Origin of the sequence: Acidovorax sp. sic0104, assembly GCF_019219095.1 — a bacterium.
GTDB lineage: Bacteria > Pseudomonadota > Gammaproteobacteria > Burkholderiales > Burkholderiaceae_C > Acidovorax.
This window is the reverse complement of the sequence record NZ_JAHUWH010000005.1, coordinates 22,446-40,457: the sequence shown is the minus strand read 5'-3', so window position 1 is coordinate 40,457 and position 18,012 is coordinate 22,446. Positions and strand designations below refer to the sequence as shown.

The window sequence follows — 18,012 nt, the reverse complement described above, 5'->3', positions numbered from 1 at the left end:
CGACAACATGGATGGGGCAGGGTGCGTGGTTCATAGCGCAAAGCTCATGACCACCGCATCTTCGCGTTGGCCGTGGTCGGCGGGGTAGTAGCGCTTGCGTTCGCCCACGCGGCGAAAGCCATAGGCCAGATAGATGCCATGGGCGCGCAGGTTGCTGGTGCGCACCTCCAGCCACAGCCACTGCGCGCCGCGCCCACGCGACCACACGGCCAGGGCGTCGAGCAGCATGCGCGCCCAGCCCTGGCGCTGGTACTCGGGGGCGACGGTGATGTTCAGCAAGTGCACTTCCTCCACCCCCAGCATCGCCACGAAGTAACCCAGCAGGTGGTCGCCCGCCATCAGCACCTGCGCCTGATAGCCCGAGGCCAGGGCGTCGGTGAAGTTGCCGCGCGTCCACGGGTGGGAGTAGGCGCGCTGCTCCACGGCCAGCACGGCGTCCAGCCGAGCGAGTGTGAGGCTTTCAAAGCGCGCTTCCAGCGCGGCTGTGGGGGGGGTGGGCAAGGCGCTCATGACGGGGTGGAGGCAGCGCGCTGTGCTGCGCGCTCGGCCGTGGTTTGCGCCACTTTATCGCGGATGTAGCGCGGCAGCGCATCGCTGGCGGGCACCGCGCCACCAGCGGCCAGCAGGGCGGGCGCCAGGCGCAGCAGGGCGGCGGCGGTGGGCAGCACGGCCACGTGGGCAAAGGCGGGCGCCAGGCGCTCGCCGTAGGGCGCGAGCGCATTGCCCGCGACGGTCCAGCCAGGCGGCGGCTGCACTGTCTGTGGAGCGCCCAGCCCGAAGTCGGCATCTGCGAGCCAGCGGCCTTCGGCGGCCTGCCATTCGAATCGGGCGTGATAGACCTCGTCCATGCGTGCATCCAGCACGGCCACGACCTGGGTGCAGCCGTGCTGCGCGCGCGCTTCCTCGGCGACGGCCAGCAGGGTGTCCACGGGCAGCACCGGCACCCCTTGGCCGCCGCGCGCGCCGAACGCCAGGCCCTGCGCCACGGCGCAGGCAGTGCGCAGGCCGGTGAAGGAGCCCGGCCCGCGCCCGAAGACCAGTGCATCGAGCGTGTCGAACGTGATGCCCGCCTGCGCCATCAGGCTGCGCACCGCAGGGATCAGTGTGGCCGAGGCCAGCGGTCCGCCTGGCCCCTGGTGTTGCAGCACGGCATCGCCACTCTGTACGGCGATGGAGATGACGTCGGTGCTGGTGTCGAAGGCAAGCAGGTTCATGGAGCAGGTTACGGGGTAGGACGGCCGCACGCGCAGGCCTGAAGTGTGGCAGCCGCTGGCGGAGCCTTGCGCAGTACGCCCAGCAGGATACCCGCCGTCACGAGCAACAGCCCGGCGACCAGGTTCCAGTGCAGTGGCTCGCCCAGAAAGATCACGGCCCCGAAGGCTGACAGCCCGGGCACCAGTGCCGTGATCATGGTCGAGCGGACGGGGCCGAAGTGCTGGATCATGCGTGTGAAGGCGATGCCGGAGATGACCACCGAGCCGCCGCCCTGGAACGCCAGTTGGAACAGGATCTCGCTCCACGGCGCCAGCGCAAGGCGGCTGGAGACCACGCCCAGGCCGGCCAGCAGCGCATACGACGGCACATACGCCAGGCACGCGAACGCGGTGATGGCGATGGTGGCCTGCACCGCGTCCACCGCGTGGCGCCGCGCCATCACGCTGTAGGCGGCCCAGCACGCGGCGGCGGACATGAACAGCAGGTCGCCCTTCCACACGTCACCGCCTGCGAAAGCTGCCAGCAGGCTGCTTCCGCCCACCAGCAGGTCTCCGGCCACGATCAGCGCGAGCCCGGCGGCGCGCAACGGTGTGATGCGGTCGCGCAGCAGCACGGCGGCCAGCAGCGCGGTCCACAGCGGCAGGCTGCCGGGCATGAGCACGGCCGCGTGCGTGGCCGGCGCATGAAAGAAGCCGGCATAGGCCAGCATGGCGTAGAGCAGTCCGCCGAAAGTGCCCAGCAGCGCCGTGGTGCGAAGGGGCAGGGGCGAGATGCCTGCCAGGCTCGACGGCGGTGCCGCGGTGCCCGCGGCCGCCTGGCGGCGGCGCACCATCCACCACCCCCAGGGCAGCAGCACCAGACTGGCGCCTGCGATGCGCAGCAGGGCGATATCGAACGGCGTGAGCGTGCGCTGCGCCGAGGCCCGGGCAATGACGATGAAGCCCGTCCAGATGGTGACCGTCACGACAGCCGCCAGCAGGCCTGTGGCACGAGGGGAAAAGCGCATCCGTGGATTATCCGGCCGCGCGGGCCGGCATCGGACTGCCCTGGCGCAAGCCTGGCCGCTGCTCGGGGCGGGGCGCCAGGGCTTTGGCTGTACCGGGTTGGCTGATCGTGCTTTCGCCCTTGCTCCCGCAGCGCCGCAAGGGTTCAGAAGGATTCCCAGTCGTCGTCGCTGCCCTGTTGCTGTGGGCGCTGGGCGGGCGCTGGCGCGGCCGGCGATGCCAGGGCGGGGGCCGATGGCCGTGGCGCGGCGGTTGGTTGGGTGCGGGGAATGGCCGCCTTCGCAGGTGCCTTGGCCACCGTGGGGCGCGCAGCGGTGGGGCGTGCGGGCGCGGCGGCCGGGCTTGGCGCTGTCCGGGCAGAAACGGACGCAGAAACAGAACCGGGGGCTGGACGTTCCTGGTCCCCGGAGAGCTTGAACACCGCGACCACCTGGACCAGGTCGTGCGCCTGGGTGCGCAGGCTGCTGGCGGCGGCTGCCATTTCCTCGACCAGCGCGGCGTTCTGCTGCGTGGCCTGGTCCATCGAGGTGACGGCCTCGCCCACCTGCGCGACACCGGCGCTTTGCTCGCTGCTGGCAGCGCTGATCTCGCCCATGATGTCTGTGACGCGGCGGATGCTGCTCACCACCTCGGACATGGTCTCGCCCGCTTTGTCGACAAGTGCCGTGCCGTGTTCGACACGGTCCACGCTGGCCTGGATGAGGTTCTTGATCTCCTTGGCGGCCTCGGCGCTGCGGCCCGCCAGGCTTCGCACTTCCGAGGCGACCACTGCAAAGCCGCGACCCTGTTCGCCCGCGCGGGCGGCCTCCACTGCCGCGTTCAGCGCCAGGATGTTGGTCTGGAAGGCGATGCCGTCGATGACGCTGATGATGTCGCTGATCTTGCGGCTTGCTTCGTTGATGCCCTTCATGGTCTCCACCACATCGCCCACGACGGCGCCGCCCTGGGCGGCCACGCCGGAGGCCGTCATCGCCAGCTGGTTGGCCTGGCGGGCGTTGTCGGCGTTGTTGCGCACGGCGGAATTGAGCTCTTCCATGCTGGCCGCTGTCTGTTCCAGTGCGCTGGCCTGGTGTTCGGTGCGGGCGCTCAGGTCGCTGTTGCCCTGCGCGATTTCTGCGCTGGCATTGGAGACGGATTCCGAGCCGCGCCGCACGTTGTTGACCACGCTGGCGAGGTTGGCCTGCATGAGTTCCAGCGACGACATGAGCTCACCCACCTCGTCCTTGCCATGCTGGGGCACCGTGGCGGTCAGGTCGCCCGCGGCCACCCGCTTGGCCAGGTCCGAGGCCTGCCCCAGGGGCACGGTGACCGAACGCGACAGCACCCACGAGAAAAGCGCCGCGACCGCCACGCTCAGCGCGCCCAGGGCCACCAGCAACTGGCGGCTGGTCCGGCGGTTTTCCTCGATGGCCCGTCCCAGCGCGTCCACTTGCTCGCGCTGGTTGCGCAGCAGCTCGTCCATCTTGGCGGCGTAGTTGTTTGCCTCGGGCATGAACTGCTTTTCGAGCAGCGCATTGGCTTCGTCTACCTTGCCTTCCTTCTTGAGCGCGAAGATGACGTCGCGGTTCTTGAGGTAGACCGCGCGCAGCGCACCAATTTCAGCGAACAGCTTCTTCTCCGAGTCGAGGAACATCAATTCCTCGACGGCCTTTTGCAGCTCGCCCGAACTCTTGGACGAGGCCTTGCTGTCCTCGGCGAAAAAGTCGGCCAGCGCCGGGTCGCTGCTGCGGGCGACGGCGGCCGTGCGCGTGATGCCGGAGCGCAGGTTGCGGGACCAGTCGCTGACCAGCCGCTCGGTCTTGATGGGGTTTTGCACCATCTCCAGCGTGGCGTCGGCCACGGCATTCAGGCGCGAGATGCTCAGCGCGATGGCGCCGATAAGCAGCAGCAGCACCAGGGAAAATCCCAGCGCAAGGCGCTTGGCGACGGAGAGGTCGGAGAGTCGGCTCATAGGAAAAGATGCCTTGTGTGTAGCGTGGTGTTGGCGGCGATGACGGCGTGCAAGCGGGGCACGCCCTGTGTGCACAGCGCCCGTCCAGTGCGTGGAGTCATCGGTTGCATAGTGTAAGTACGCCAACCCCCCGAACGCAGGCTCGGCTGTCACGCCCGCGGCGGCGCTGTCCTCCCCTAGACTTCCTGCATGAAGTATTTTTTGAGAATGGCCCGGTCTGGGCGATGGGCGCGGTTCGTGGCCGTGGCGGGGGCCCTGTTCGGGGCGGCTGCCTGCGCGGTACATGCCCAGCCTGGGGGGGGCGCCGTGGCGCTCCCTCCCGAAGTGGAAGCCACCCTGGCCCGCGCCAAGCTCCCGCGCGAGTCCCTGAGCGTGCTCGTCACCGATGCACAGGGCACCGCACGCACACCGCCCCGCCTGGCGCACCGCGCCCAGGTGCCCGTCAACCCTGCCTCGGTGATGAAGCTGGTGACCACTTACGCGGCGCTGGAACAGCTGGGACCCGCCTACGTGTGGAACACCCCCGTGTACGTACAGGGCACGGTGCAGGACGGCAGCCTGCGCGGCAACGTGTACATCCAGGGCCAGGGCGACCCCAAGTTGGTGATGGAGCGCCTGTGGCTGCTGATGCGGCGCCTGCAGGCCCAGGGCATTCAGGTGATCGTGGGCGACATCGTGCTGGACCGCACCGCCTTCGATGTGCCCGAGCACGACCCGGGCCGCTTCGACGGCGAGCCGCTGCGTCCCTACAACGCAGCGCCGGATGCGCTGCTGCTCAACTACAAGTCGTCGGTCATGACCTTCGTGCCAGACGTTCCTGCAGGGCTTGCACGCATCCAGTACGACCCTCCGCTGGCAGCGGTGCAGCGCCAGCCCACTGTGGCGCTGGCGGCGGCCGGCACCGACTGCGGTGACTGGCGCGGCGCGCTGCGCGCCGATCTGGCCGACCCGGCGAAGGTGGTCTTTCAGGGGGTGTACCCGGCTGCCTGCGGTGAACGCGTGTGGCCCGTCGCGGCGGCCGACCCACGCGGCTTTGCGGCGAGGGCGGTGGAGGGCATGTGGCGCGAGCTGGGTGGCAAGCTCACCGGCAGCGTGCGCGACGGCAAGGTGCCTGCCGGCCTCAAGCCCGCGTTCGTGGCCACGTCCCCCGCGCTGGCTGAGGTGGTCCGCGACGTGAACAAATACAGCAACAACGTGATGGCCCAGCACGTGTTCCTCACCCTGGCACTGCAGAAGAACGGCGTGGCCACGTTTGATGGCGCGCGCGAGGCCCTGCGCCATTGGTGGCAGGCGCGCATCGGCGATGCGGAGATGCCCCAGGCCGACAACGGCGCGGGGCTCAGCCGCGATGCGCGGCTCACCGCGCAGGCTCTTGCGCGCATGCTGCAGGTGGCCTGGCAGTCCCCGGTGATGCCCGACCTCGTGGCGTCCCTGCCGATGTCGGGTGTCGATGGCACCCTGCGCCGCAGCCAGAGCCGTGCGTCCGCCCACCTCAAGACCGGCAGCCTGCGTGATGTGATGGCGGTGGCGGGCTATGTGCACGCCGCCAGTGGCCGGCGCTATGTGCTGGTGGCGGTCATCAACCATGCCAACGCAGGTTCGGCCCGCCCCGTGCTGGACGCCCTGGTCGACTGGGCGGCGCGTGACCAGTGAATAATCCCTGCTCGCCCTGACATATCTCCCTCACACCCGCTCCATGCCTCTCTCCGAGCTCATCGGCTATCTGGCCGCGTTTCTCACGACCTGCAGCTTCGTGCCGCAGGCCTTGCACACGTTTCGAACGCGGGATGTGGGCGGCATCTCGCTGGGCATGTACACCGTCTTCACCGCGGGTGTTGCGCTGTGGCTGGTCTACGGGCTGGTGCTGGCGGCCTGGCCCATCGTGGTGGCCAACGCCATCACGCTGGCCCTTGCGGGCACCATCCTGGGCATGAAGATGGTCTACGGCGAGCGCTGAGGCCCCGACACGGCCCCGCCCTCATGCCGGCGGCGCCCACTGTCGCCCAGGTGTCAAATCCACGCCCCCCGGGGCGCGTTAACCCCAATGCTGCTGCACTGCAGGTGCGCGCACGATCCGCCTTCCTTACCCACCTTGAGGTGTTCATCCATGACGTATTTGCGCCTGACCTGTGTTGCCGCTGCGGCGGTTCTGCTTGTTGCCTGCGGAGGCTCGGACGACCCCGAGCGCGGAGCGCTCATCGATCCGCCGGCCGTACTCACCACGCTCACGGCGGCCCAGATCGATGCCGGTACGAACAGCAGCGGCCTGCAGCCCATCAGCGGCAAGGCCAAGTGCGATGTGAAGGTGGTGTCGCTCAACTACGCCACTGCCGGCGCCAAGAGTGGCGAGCAAACCAATGCTTCGGGCGTGATGCTGGTGCCTGCCGGCAGTTGCACGGCCGCAGCACCGCTGATCGCCTACGCCAAGGGAACCGACGTGCAAAAGCCGCGCACCCTGGCCAATCCGCAGGACAGCGAGACCTTCCTGCTCGCCGCGATGTACGCCGCGCAGGGCTACGCAGTGGTCGCCACCGACTACCTGGGCTTCGCCAAGTCCGGCTACAGCTACCACCCCTATCTGCATGCCGATTCCGAGGCCACCACGGTCATCGACTCGGTGCGCGCCGCGCGCAATGCCGCCGGCACGGTGGGCGCCAACCTGTCGGGCAAGGTGATGTTCACCGGCTACTCGCAGGGCGGGCACTCCTCCATGGCCGCGCACCGCGCGGCGGAGCGCGACTACGGCAGCGAGTTCAACGTGGTTGCGGGCGCCCATCTGGCGGGCCCGTACAACCTGTCGGGCTCGCTGCGCATCCCGGACGCGATCGCGGGCGTGCAGTTCTTCGTGCCCTACCTGGTCACGGCCTGGCAGAAGGTCTATGGCGACGTCTACACCGACGTGAAACAGGTCTTCAAGGCACCGTACTCCGGCTACATCGAGACCCTGCTGCCCAATGCCACGATGAACTACACCACGCTGGTCACGTCCGGCACCCTGCCTGCTGGCACGCCCAACCAGGCCCGTGACGCGCTGTTCCAGCCGGACTTCATCAAAGGCTCGCAGACCAGCACCACCCACCCGCTGTACCTGACCGCCAAGAAGAACGACCTGCTGGGCTGGAACCCCAAGTCGCGCGTGCTGCTGTGCGGCGGGGCTGGCGACCCTACCGTGCCGCCTGCCGTCCACCAGCAGGTCATGAAGGCCGACTTCGACAGCCGCGGACTGACCAATGTGGTGTCGGTCGATGTGGACGCAGCCGTCCAGGCTACGTTCGGCCCCGGTGGCAAGGCGCCCACGGACCCCACTTCTGCCGCCTTCGCAACCTACTACGGCGCCTACCACGGCACGTACGAGCCCCCGTTCTGCCACGCCCAGGCCCGCGCGGTGTTCGACGCTGTGAGGTAATCCGCCAGAGCCGGCGCGGGCGCAGCCTCGCCGGCGCGTTCGCGGACATGTCTGCCCGTCTGCCTGCCAAGCCGACCTTCGGGTCGGCTTTTGCTTTTTCAGGGGCGGGTGCGGGAGCGGCCTGAAGGCTGCGGGCTGCTTTGTAAAGAGCAAGGCGGCTCGGTAGTTTCCCGAGCGGGCAAGCCGGGAACTCGGGAGTACCATGAAGATGCAAAAAAGCACGCTCGTTCGTTTTTTCCATTTTCCACGGGAGAACCTCCTTGAACTCACAACAATGCAAAGCCTCCTTGTCGGCCCTGGTTGCGGCCTGCCTGCTGGCCGCCTGCGGTGGCGGCGGCTCGGACTCGGCGCCAGCCTCCGCGGTCACCTCGGTCAAAGTCGCGGGCGACAGCCTGGCCGACAGCGGGACCTTCGGCTACAAATTCACCGTCCAGGGCTCGGCCGCCACCGGCGTGGGCTCCACGGCGATCTGGCCCGAGCGCGTGGCCACGAGCTACGGCCAGTCGCTGTGCGCGTACTACCAGTTCAACGGCTCGGCCTTCGGCACCAATGCTGCCTGCACCAACCATGCGGTGGGTGGCGGACGCATCAACAACCCCACGGCGCCTACCTCGCCGGTGTCCATCACGCAGCAGCTCAAGGACATGGGCGCGCGCGGCTACAGCGCCTCGGACCTCGTGCTGATCGATGGCGGCGGCAATGACGCGGCCGACCTCATTGGCGCCTACCTGCGCGCATCCAGCGACAACGGCCAGGCCTACGCGGCTCTGCTGGGCAGCGTGTTGCCCCAGGCCACCGTCAGCGCCGCGTTGGCCGGCGGCGCCACGGGCCTTGCCCAGGTGGGCGGCGCCTACATGCAGGCGCTGGCAAAGAACTTCGCAGACACCATCAAGGCCAACACCACGGCCAAGAACGCGCCGCGCGTGGCCGTGCTCAATGCGCCCGGCGTCACGCTCACGCCACGCTTCCGCCTGGTACTGGCGTCCATCAGTGCGACCCGCGGCGCGGCGGCCGCGGCACAGGCTGAGACCCTTTTCGACAGCTGGATCCAGGCGTACAACGCGCAACTGGCCACCAGCCTGGCGGGCGACAACCGCATCGCCCTGGTGGACTTCTACACGTCCTTCAAGGACCAGGCCACCAACCCGGCGCAGTACCAGCTCACCAACGCCACCACGCCGGCCTGCCCCGCCACGGGCGTGGGCGCCGACGGCCTGCCCACCTACAACTTCCCCACCTGCACCGCGACCGCCCTGTCGGCCATGAACCCTCCTGCGGGCGCCACGGGCGGCGCCGACTGGTGGAAGAGCTATGGCTTTGCCGACAGCTTCCACCCCACGCCCTACGGCCACCAACTGGTGGGCCAGCTGGTGTCGCGTTCGCTGTCCCGCGCCGGCTGGCTGTGAGCCGGATGCGCTTCCCCCCATTCAAGGAGTCATTCATGCACGCATTTTCCAAGGCCGGCCTGGCGGCTGCTGCTCTCTTGCTGGGCACCGGCGCGATGGCGCAGGTTGCAGGCACACTGAGCGTTCGCGCGGGCTTCACCCATATCGCGCCCCAGGTCAAGAGCGGCAACCTGAGCGCCCCCGCGTTCCCCAACACCAAAGTGGACGTGGACGCTGCCACATCGCTGTCCGGCGGCGTGAACTACATGTTGACCGACCACTGGGCGGTGGACGTGCCGCTGTCCTTGCCTTTCAAACACGACATCGTGGGCGACGGTGCCATCGCGGGTGTGGGCAAGCTGGCCGAGACCAAGGTGCTGCCCGTCACGGTGTTCGCGCAGTACCGATTTGGTGAGGCAGAGGCGCGGTTTCGTCCCTATCTGGGCGTGGGCGTGACCTACGGCCGGTTCTTCAAGACCCGCACCACGGCCACGCTCAGCGGCCTGACGGGGGGCACGCCTGCGAACCCGACCACGGCATCCGTCGACAACAAGTGGGGCATCACGCCCCAGGTCGGCTTCGTGTGGAAGATCAACGACCGCTGGTTCCTGGACGCGGCCTATTACAAGAGTTTCCTCAAGACCACGTCGCACCTCTCGTCGGGGCAGTCGATCTCCAAACGCCTGAACCCCGATGTGATCGCCGTGGGCGTGGGCTACCGGTTCTGATGGCGGATTGAAGGGGCGGGCCTCGCCCCTCGCCATGAAAAAGGCCGCCCGAGGGCGGCCTTTGTCCGTGGGGAAGCCCCCGGATCACCAGCGCGCGCGCAGGCGGTCGTAGACGTAGGTGCCGAACTGGCGCTGCGCCGACGGGGTGAGATACACCTCGTCCGCGAACACGTACGACTCCTGGCTTGCACCCGACAGCAGCGTAGAGGCGTTGCACAGTGCCGAGTTGATCTTGCCCGCGCCGATGCCGATGCCGTTCGCCGGATCCACCGAGGTGCACACGGCTGCGGTGGCGTTGTTGAAGCCGTAGTTGGCGGGCACGCCTGTGTACAGGTTCACGTAGTAGGCCGAATCGACATACAGCACGTTGGCGCCCAGATCGACGATGTTCACCAGCAGGCCGTCGTTGAAACGGGTGCTCGCATCGGCCAGCAGCGCCTCGCGGTTGATGGACTTGGCCCAGGGGCTCTTGCTCAGGTCGTAGGTGCCGGTCACCACGACGTACTTGGCGCCGGCGGCGACCAGGCGGCGCACCTGCGCGGCCAGGTCTTCACCGGCCTGGCGGGCAGCCGCCACCATGGCGGCTTCGGTCTGGGTGCCGGCCTGCACTGCGGCCATTCCCGCGATCACTTCGCTCACGCCACCACTCAGGAACACCACGTCGCTGCCGCCGAAGGTGTTGGTGGCCAGGAAGGTGTCGATCTGCTCGGTGATGGTGGGCGTGCTGGCGTTGCCAGTCGCGTCGGGCTTGGCCTTGACGCGGGCGTTGCCCACGGCATAGCTCTTGCCGCCGGCCGATACGGCTGCCAGGGGCTTGCCGTAGTTGGCCGCGACCTGCAGGGTCCAGTTGTTCACGCTGCCGTCATTGACGGTGTAGCGCGTGCCCTTTTGCCCGATGTCGCTGTAGGCATCGCCGAAGGCGATGAAGCGCTCGGGCGTGATGGCCGATTCGGTGGTGCTTGAACCGCAGGCCGCGAGCAACGCGGCCGATGCACATGCGGCGACCATGACGGTGCGGCGCATCCAATTTGCTGCCATGTATTTCTCCAGAAAAGTGGGGGGTAGTTTAGCGGGGCCGCGCCAAGCCTTGTAAAGCCGGCTTCGCAACGGCATGTCGCAGGCGTCAGGCGTCAGGCGGCCGCGGCGCGCTGCAGCCGGTCGCGCACGCCTTCCCAGTCGGCGGTGGCCGGCGGGGTTTCGATCCAGATGAGCTTCACCCCGTCGTCGTCGAAGCCGCGCAGCACCGCGAACAACTGCTGGGCGGTTGCTGTGGCGTCGTCGGGCATGCGGCGCATCACCAGCCTGGAGGACTTGGTGCGCAGCGCCGTGCGCGCATAGACCGCGATGTTCGCTGCGTCGGCGCCCAGCAGGTCCAGCCCGGTCTGCAGCGCCTTGGCATCCATCAGGCGCACCTTCGCGGCGGGTGCGTAGTGCGCCTCCAGCGTGCCGGAGGCGCGGGGCGTATGGTCGGGCAGGTCTTCCTTGGACAGCGGTGCGGTGCCGCAGGCCGCCGCGATCTGCTCGCGCGTGATCGCGCCGGGCCGCAGGAGCACGGGCACGCCGCGCGTGCAGTCCACGATGGTGCTCTCGATGCCCACGGCGCAGGGGCCGCCGTCGAGCACCAGCAGTTCGGGCCCCAGTTCATCCTGCACATGCTGCGCGGTGGTCGGGCTCACGCGGCCGAAGCGGTTGGCGCTGGGGGCTGCTACCCCCCACACGGGCGGGCCGCCGGCTTCGGGGCCGTCCCCAGGTGCGGCGCAGGCCGCGAGCAGGGCGTGCGCCACCGGGTGGGCGGGGCAGCGCAGGCCCACGCTGTCCTGGCCGCCAGTGGCGGCCGTTGCCACGCCAGGCAGGCGCGGCAGGATGAGCGTGAGCGGGCCGGGCCAGAACGCGTCGACCAGGGCCTGGGCGAACGCGGGTACCTCGCTGGCGAAGTGGCGGATGCCCTCGGCGTTGGCCACGTGCACGATGAGCGGGTGGTCGCTCGGGCGCCCCTTGGCCGTGAAGATCTGCGCGACCGCCGCATCGCTGCTGGCGTCGGCCGCCAGGCCATACACGGTCTCGGTGGGCAGGCCCAGCAGCGCGCCGCTGCGCACCGCGCGGGCGGCTGTGGCGATGGCCGCCGGGTCGTTGCCATCGAGGATCATGTCAGTTCTCCATAGCGATGTGCGCCGACCGCGTCCCGCGGAACTGGCGCGGCCGGGGCCAGTGCACCCGTGGAACTGGCTTTGCCAGGCCACCGGGTGCGTCCCTCTACCGCGCAGCGAGGGAAGGGGGAAGGCGCGAAGCGGCTCAGGGGGTGCTTCACGTCAGAACGCTGCGATGCCGAGCAATGCGGCCGCCTTCAGCGCCGTGGCGCGTGCGGCCTCGGGCGTGGCGCCGGTCACGTTCAGGTGGCCCATCTTGCGGCCGCGCTTGGCATCGCGCTTGCCGTACAGGTGCAGGTGGGTGCCGGGCAAGGCCAGCACCTCGGCCCAGGGAGGGGTCTGCGCCGCGTCGCCGTGCGCGAACCACAGGTCGCCCAGCAGGTTGAGCATCACGGCGGGGCTGTGCTGGCGCGGCTGCGTGAGCGGCAGGCGGGCCATGGTGCGCACCTGCAGCTCGAACTGCGACACATCGCAGGCGTTCTGGCTGTAGTGGCCGCTGTTGTGCGGGCGTGGCGCGATCTCGTTGACCACCAGGCTGCCGTCCTGCAGCACGAAGAACTCCACGCACAGAACGCCGACGTATTGCAGGCCTTCCGCTACAGATTTTGCAGCAGCTACCGCTTGTTCAATAAGCGCTGGGGGCAGATTTTGTTCATGAACTTCGGTCACGGCCAGGATGCCGTCGCGGTGCAGGTTGCGCTGCACGGGCAGGTGCACCATGGCGCCGTCGGCGCCGCGCGCCACGATCACCGAGCATTCGAGCGCGAGCGGCAGCATCTTCTCCAGCACGCAGGGCACGCGGCCGACGGAATCCCAGGCGGCGGCCAGTTCGGCGGCGGTTTTCACGCGCACCTGGCCCTTGCCGTCGTAGCCCATGCGGGCGGTTTTCAGGATGCCAGGCAGCAGTTCTGCAGACACTGCGCCGAGTTGCTCGGCGGTCTCGATCACGGCGTAAGGCGCGCAAGGCACGCCGCAGCCCACGAAGTGCGCCTTCTCCCGGGCCCGGTCCTGCGCCACCGACACGGCGTTGGCCGCGGGCGACACGGGGCGCTGTGCTGCCAGCGTGGCCAGCGCGGCGGCGGGCACGTTTTCAAACTCGGTGGTGACCGCATCGGACACGCGGGCCAGTTCGGCCAGGCCGGCAGGGTCTTCGTAGCCTGTCTGGATGTGGTGGTGGCTCACCAGGCCGGCGGGGCTGTCGGGGTCGGCATCCAGCACGGCCGTGAAGTAGCCCATGGCCTGCGCCGCGTGCACGAACATGCGGCCCAGCTGGCCGCCGCCGAGGACGCCCAGCGTCGCGCCAGGAAGGAGAGGCGTAATGGAAGCGGTCATGCTGCGGGCGGCAGGGTCATGTTGCGGGCCACCTCGGTCTGCTCTGCGCGGAAGGCTTCCAGGCGCGTGCGCAGCTCGGGGCTCTCGCTGGCCAGCAGCGCCACGGCGAACAGTGCCGCGTTGGCCGCGCCGGCCGTGCCGATGGCGAAGGTGGCCACCGGAATGCCCTTGGGCATCTGCACGATGCTGTGCAACGAATCCACGCCCTGCAGGTGGCGGCTGGCCACGGGCACGCCCAGCACGGGCACGGTGGTCTTGGCGGCGATCATGCCGGGCAGGTGGGCGGCGCCACCGGCGCCGGCGATGATGGCCTTCAGGCCCCGGCCGGCGGCGGCTTCGGCGTAGGCGAACATGTCGTCGGGCATGCGGTGGGCCGAGACCACGCGGGCCTCGTGCGCGATGCCGAACTGTTCAAGAATCTGCACTGCATGCTGCATGGTGTCCCAGTCGCTGCTGGAGCCCATGACCACGCCGATCTGGATGGGTTTCATGGTGGTAGGGGGTGCGCGGCGGCGGGTCGCGCCCGCCGCACGGCTGTAGGTGGAACCCGCGATTTTACTTTTTGCGCCTCCCTTGCCGGCGCCCGGGTATGTCGATGGGCCAAAATAGCGCGAAACCACCAGCTTGGCCGGCCTGGCCGGACACCCATCATGATTGACGTCACCGTAGAGAATTTTGAAGCCGAGGTGGTCGCCGCCTCCATGGAAGTGCCTGTCCTGGTGGATTTCTGGGCGCCCTGGTGCGGCCCGTGCAAATCCCTCGGGCCCGTGCTGGAGAAGCTGGAGACCGAATACGCCGGCCGCTTCAAGCTCGCCAAGATCGATTCCGACCAGGAGCAGCAACTCGCGGGCATGTTCGGCATCCGCAGCATTCCGACCTGCGTGCTGCTGATGAACGGCCAGCCCGTGGACGGTTTCATGGGCGCGCTGCCCGAAGGCCAGGTGCGCGCTTTCCTCGACAAGCACGTGCCCACCGAAGACCAGTTGGTCGCCGAAGCCGAGGAAGAAGAGGCCTATGAAGCACTGGCCGATGGCGACACCGACACCGCGCTGGAAAAGCTGCAGCACGCCGTGGTGACCGACCCCGCCAACGACGACGCCCGCTTCGACTACGTCAAGCTGCTGCTGCAGCTCGGCCGCGAGGATGACGCCAAGGTCGCCTTCGCCCCCGTGATCGCCAAGGCCCCGGGCTCGCGCAAGCTGGGGGCACTCAAGACCTGGATGGATGCTATTGATTTCGTAGCTTTAAGCGCTTATGGAGAGGGCTCTGGAGCCGAATTTGATGCAAAAATTGCTGCCAACAAGCGCGATTTCGACACCCGCTACGCCCGTGCCCGCTGGCTCATCGCCCGCCAGCGCTGGACGGACGCGATGGACGAACTGCTCGAGATCCTCATGCGCGACAAGGCCTGGGGCGACGAGGCGGCCCGCAAGACCTATGTCGCCATCCTCGAAATCATCGACCCTCCCAAGCCCAAGGTGGCGGACGGCCAGATCCCGCCGGACGACCCGGTGGTGGCAACGTACCGCCGCCGCCTGTCGAGCGTGGTGCTGAGCTGAGAACCTGCTCTGCGGCCCCGCGTAAAAAAGGCTCCCTGCCGGGAGCCTTTTTCGCTATCGCGCACGGTGCAATGGAAGGCGCGGGCCTTCGAATCCGGCGTAGCGCAGGCCAGCGCCCCTGCGCAAGGGCCGCCCTGTCGCGCCGGGAGCGTCACCCCCAGGGGGAAGGCGCGAAGCGCCTCAGGGGGGCTAGCCCACCAGCCTTTCCAGCGCCTCGCGGTACTTGGCGGCGGTCTTCTCGATCACCTCGCGCGGCAGGCGGGGCGCGGGGGCGGTCTTGTCCCAGGGCTTGCCGTTGACCTGGGCCTGCTCCAGCCAGTCGCGCACGAACTGCTTGTCGTAGCTCGGCGGGTTCTCGCCGTTGGCCAGTGCGGCGGCGTAGCCTTCCACCGGCCAGTAGCGCGAGCTGTCGGGGGTAAGCACCTCGTCCATCAAAACCAGCGTGCCGTCGGGCGCGAGGCCGAACTCGAATTTGGTGTCGGCAATGATCATGCCCTTGGTCAGCGCGATCTCGGCGGCGGCCTGGTAGATGGCGATGCTCAGGTCGCGGATGCGGGTGGCGAGGTCCAGGCCGATCATCTCCACCGTGCGCTCGAAGGTGATGTTCTCGTCATGCTCGCCCACGGCGGCCTTGGCGGCGGGCGTGTAGATGGGGGCAGGCAGTTTGGCTGCGTTGGTCAGCCCTTCGGGCAGCGGCACGCCGCAGACCGAGCGCGATTCCTGGTATTCCTTCCAGCCGCTGCCGGCCAGGTACCCGCGCACCACGGCTTCCACCGGAATGGGCTTCAAGCGCTGCACGAGCATCGAGCGACCACGCACCTGGGCCACCTCTTCGGGCTTGACCACGCTCTCCGGCGCTTCGCCCGTGAGGTGGTTGGGGCAGATGTGGCCCAGCTTGTCGAACCAGAACAACGCCATCTGCGTGAGCAGCTCGCCCTTGCCGGGAATGGGCTCGCCCATGATCACGTCGAAGGCCGAGAGGCGGTCGCTGGCCACCATCAGGATGCGGTCGTCGCCCACCGCGTAGTTGTCGCGCACCTTGCCGCGTGCCAGCAGGGGCAGCGATGTGAGGGCAGAGGTGTGCAGGGCGTTGGGGCTGGGCTGGGTCATGGTGTCGGTATGGCGGTCGATGGTTCGCGTCCGCTGCGGGCAGGCCGGTGAACGTGCAACGTGGAAACGGGGTGCGGGAGCATTCCACGCAACCTGCGGATTTTACGCGCCAGGGCAAAGCCGGGCGCCGGGACTGGTTCGGTGGGGCGCAGGGGCCGGGCGCGTGGCGAAGTGGCGAAGTGGCGAAGTGGCGAAGTGGCGAAGTCGCGAAGTGGGCGGTCGCAGTCGCAGTGTGGCGCACGAACCGAATGTCTCGCGTGTTGCACCGTGTTGCGGCACACTGGCCGGCCCTTGTCACCGCCCCGCCCGCGCGCGGCTTTTTTCCTGTGCAGTCTTCCACTTCCGATTTGCCTTCTGCGGCACCTTCTGCCGCCCCGGCCTCTGCTTCCACCCCCGCACTCACGCCACGGCGCGAGCTGTGGCTGCTGCTCACGCTGGCCGGCATCCAGTTCACCCACATCCTGGATTTCATGATCATGATGCCGCTGGGGCCGCAGTTCACGCGGCTTTTTGCCATCACCGACGCGCAGTTCGGGCTTCTCGTGTCGGCCTACACGCTGTCTGCCGGGGCATCGGGGTTGCTGGCCTCCACCTACATCGACCGTTTCGGGCGCAAGCGCCTGCTGCTCACGCTGTATGTGCTGTTCGGTCTGGCCACGCTGGCCTGCGGCCTGGCGCCCACCTACGGCACGCTCATGGTGGCGCGCATCCTGGCCGGGGCGTTCGGCGGGGTGCTGTCGGCACTGGCCCAGACCATCGTAGCCGACCTGGTGCCCTTCGAGCGCCGCGGCCGTGCCATGGGCATCGTGATGACCGCGTTCTCCCTGTCCACGGTGGCGGGCGTTCCTGCGGGGCTGCTGCTGGCCGAGGCGGGGGGCTGGCACCTTCCGTTCATCGCCATCGCGGCGATGGTCGGCATGCTGGCCGTGCTCGCGGCGCGCACGCTGCCCGCGATGACCGCGCATCTGCAGGCCGCACAGCGCCGCAGCACTTTCGGCGGTATCGCCCAGGTGCTGGGCGATGCCAACCATCGCTGGGCGTTTGTGTTCTCCGGGTTGGTCATGTTCGCCGGGTTCACGGTGATTCCCTACATCACCATCTACATGCAGGCCAATGCCGGCGTGCGGCCCGACCAGGTCCCGCTGGTGTACCTGTGCGGCGGGGTGGTGACGCTGTTCACGGCGCGGCTGTTCGGGGTGCTGACGGACCGGTGGGGCAAGGTGCGGGTGTTCCGCGGCCTGGCGGTGGCAGGCGCCTTTCCGCTCCTGGGCATCACGCTGGTGCACGGCGTGCCGCTGTGGGGCGTGCTCGTCGTGTCCACGCTGATGTTCGCGCTGATGAGCGGCCGCATGATCCCGGGCATGGCCATCATCACGTCGGCCGCGCAGCCGTCGCTCAGGGGCACCTTCATGACGCTGAACGCGTCGGTGCAATCAGGTGCGATGGGGGTGGCGTCGTTCGTGGGTGGGCTGCTGATCAGCCGCGATGCGCAGGGGCTGGTGCAGAACTACTGGATGTCCGCTGCGGTGGGCATCGCGGCCAGCGTGCTGTCGATGGTGGTGGTGGGGCGCCTGGCGCTGCATGGCGCCGCACCGTCTTCGCGCTGAACACCGATTGCCTGGGCCTTTGGAAGCAACCTACCCATTGTGCGCGCTTTTCGGGCCCTTGGCACCTTGGCGGGCATAACCCAGCAGGCAGGGGCGGTATGGGATTGCTTTTCAGTGAGGGCAGGGGCATAGTGAACTCACGTCAACGGATGCATCCAAGTTCCCGAGCCGCTCCTCTGATCCAGGACGGCATTTTTCACCGAGAGTGTTACAGGAGACTTATCTATGAACTTGACGATCAGCGGTCACCATCTCGAAGTTACCCCGGCCTTGCGCAGCTACGTCACCACCAAGCTGGATAGGATCACCCGCCATTTTGACCAAGTTGTCGATGTCAAGGTACTGCTGACGGTAGAGAAGCAGAAGGAGAAGGAAAAGAGGCAGCGAGCGGAATGCAACATCCACGTGAAGGGCAACGACCTGTTTGCCGAAAGCTCGCATTCCGACCTGTATGCTGCCGTGGACGAACTGGTCGACAAGATGGATCGCCAAGTCGTGCGCCACAAGGACCGCCTGCAGGATCACCACCACGAAGCCGCCAAGCGCGAACTGCACGCGTGATGCGCCA

17 protein-coding genes are annotated in these 18,012 nt (G+C 68.3%); 8 read left to right on the top strand and 9 right to left on the bottom strand.

Translation table 11 applies throughout. From position 1 onward, the window contains the following. Positions 1 to 30: 30 nt before the first annotated feature. The 4 genes from rimI to KW835_RS09880 form a co-directional block, all read right to left on the bottom strand. On the bottom strand, positions 31 to 510 hold the full coding sequence (gene rimI / locus KW835_RS09895; RefSeq protein ID WP_218382208.1) for a ribosomal protein S18-alanine N-acetyltransferase: 480 nt from the start codon (positions 508 to 510) through the stop codon (positions 31 to 33). After that, entirely contained in the window at positions 507 to 1,214 is a 708-nt protein-coding gene (gene tsaB / locus KW835_RS09890; protein WP_218382207.1) for a tRNA (adenosine(37)-N6)-threonylcarbamoyltransferase complex dimerization subunit type 1 TsaB, read from the bottom strand. The genes rimI and tsaB overlap by 4 nt, the downstream gene beginning before the upstream one ends. Positions 1,215 to 1,222: 8 nt before the next feature. Continuing rightward, positions 1,223 to 2,221, bottom strand: a complete 999-nt coding sequence (locus tag KW835_RS09885) for a DMT family transporter (protein WP_218382206.1) — start codon at positions 2,219 to 2,221, stop codon at positions 1,223 to 1,225. Between the two features lie 143 nt (positions 2,222 to 2,364). Continuing rightward, positions 2,365 to 4,170 (bottom strand): methyl-accepting chemotaxis protein, encoded by a 1,806-nt coding sequence (locus KW835_RS09880; RefSeq protein WP_255593435.1) that lies wholly within the window; start codon positions 4,168 to 4,170, stop codon positions 2,365 to 2,367. A 189-nt stretch (positions 4,171 to 4,359) separates the two neighbouring features. Between KW835_RS09880 and dacB the strand changes: the two genes are divergently transcribed. The 5 genes from dacB (at position 4,360) to KW835_RS09855 (ending at position 9,689) form a co-directional block, all read left to right on the top strand. Then, positions 4,360 to 5,823 carry a D-alanyl-D-alanine carboxypeptidase/D-alanyl-D-alanine-endopeptidase gene (gene dacB, locus KW835_RS09875; RefSeq protein ID WP_255593434.1) on the top strand — a complete coding sequence of 488 codons (1,464 nt, stop codon included), beginning with the start codon at positions 4,360 to 4,362 and terminating at the stop codon, positions 5,821 to 5,823. Between the two features lie 43 nt (positions 5,824 to 5,866). After that, positions 5,867 to 6,127 carry a SemiSWEET transporter gene (locus tag KW835_RS09870; protein ID WP_218382203.1) on the top strand — a complete coding sequence of 87 codons (261 nt, stop codon included), beginning with the start codon at positions 5,867 to 5,869 and terminating at the stop codon, positions 6,125 to 6,127. A 150-nt stretch (positions 6,128 to 6,277) separates the two neighbouring features. Next, the gene (locus tag KW835_RS09865; RefSeq protein ID WP_218382202.1) at positions 6,278 to 7,576 is read left to right on the top strand and encodes a lipase family protein; all 1,299 of its coding nucleotides are present in this window, start codon (positions 6,278 to 6,280) and stop codon (positions 7,574 to 7,576) included. 260 nt (positions 7,577 to 7,836) lie between these two features. Further along, entirely contained in the window at positions 7,837 to 8,982 is a 1,146-nt protein-coding gene (locus KW835_RS09860) for an SGNH/GDSL hydrolase family protein (protein ID WP_218382201.1), read from the top strand. A gap of 35 nt (positions 8,983 to 9,017) precedes the next feature. After that, positions 9,018 to 9,689, top strand: coding sequence for an OmpW family protein (locus KW835_RS09855; protein ID WP_218382200.1), 672 nt, complete (start codon positions 9,018 to 9,020; stop codon positions 9,687 to 9,689). An 84-nt stretch (positions 9,690 to 9,773) separates the two neighbouring features. On the opposite strand, the gene KW835_RS09850 is transcribed toward KW835_RS09855, so the two are convergent. The 4 genes from KW835_RS09850 to purE all read right to left on the bottom strand — a co-directional run bounded on the left by KW835_RS09850 (position 9,774) and on the right by purE (position 13,659). Beyond that, positions 9,774 to 10,727, bottom strand: coding sequence for an SGNH/GDSL hydrolase family protein (locus tag KW835_RS09850; protein ID WP_218382199.1), 954 nt, complete (start codon positions 10,725 to 10,727; stop codon positions 9,774 to 9,776). A gap of 92 nt (positions 10,728 to 10,819) precedes the next feature. After that, positions 10,820 to 11,836, bottom strand: a complete 1,017-nt coding sequence (locus KW835_RS09845; protein ID WP_218382198.1) for an L-threonylcarbamoyladenylate synthase — start codon at positions 11,834 to 11,836, stop codon at positions 10,820 to 10,822. A gap of 162 nt (positions 11,837 to 11,998) precedes the next feature. Further along, positions 11,999 to 13,168: a 5-(carboxyamino)imidazole ribonucleotide synthase gene (locus KW835_RS09840; protein ID WP_218382197.1), complete on the bottom strand. Its 1,170-nt coding sequence runs from the start codon at positions 13,166 to 13,168 to the stop codon at positions 11,999 to 12,001. Next, entirely contained in the window at positions 13,165 to 13,659 is a 495-nt protein-coding gene (gene purE / locus KW835_RS09835) for a 5-(carboxyamino)imidazole ribonucleotide mutase (protein WP_218382196.1), read from the bottom strand. Before purE ends, KW835_RS09840 begins: the two co-directional genes overlap by 4 nt. A gap of 159 nt (positions 13,660 to 13,818) precedes the next feature. On the opposite strand from purE, the gene trxA reads away from it, so the two are divergent. Then, on the top strand, positions 13,819 to 14,727 hold the full coding sequence (gene trxA / locus KW835_RS09830; RefSeq protein ID WP_218382195.1) for a thioredoxin: 909 nt from the start codon (positions 13,819 to 13,821) through the stop codon (positions 14,725 to 14,727). 189 nt (positions 14,728 to 14,916) lie between these two features. Here the strand turns inward: trxA and KW835_RS09825 are convergent, their stop codons facing one another. Continuing rightward, positions 14,917 to 15,837: a phosphoribosylaminoimidazolesuccinocarboxamide synthase gene (locus KW835_RS09825; protein WP_218382194.1), complete on the bottom strand. Its 921-nt coding sequence runs from the start codon at positions 15,835 to 15,837 to the stop codon at positions 14,917 to 14,919. A 347-nt stretch (positions 15,838 to 16,184) separates the two neighbouring features. On the opposite strand from KW835_RS09825, the gene KW835_RS09820 reads away from it, so the two are divergent. Then, positions 16,185 to 17,444 carry an MFS transporter gene (locus KW835_RS09820; protein WP_255593465.1) on the top strand — a complete coding sequence of 420 codons (1,260 nt, stop codon included), beginning with the start codon at positions 16,185 to 16,187 and terminating at the stop codon, positions 17,442 to 17,444. 225 nt (positions 17,445 to 17,669) lie between these two features. Next, positions 17,670 to 18,005 (top strand): ribosome hibernation-promoting factor, HPF/YfiA family, encoded by a 336-nt coding sequence (gene hpf, locus KW835_RS09815; RefSeq protein ID WP_056411430.1) that lies wholly within the window; start codon positions 17,670 to 17,672, stop codon positions 18,003 to 18,005. The last annotated feature ends 7 nt before the right edge of the window (positions 18,006 to 18,012 follow it).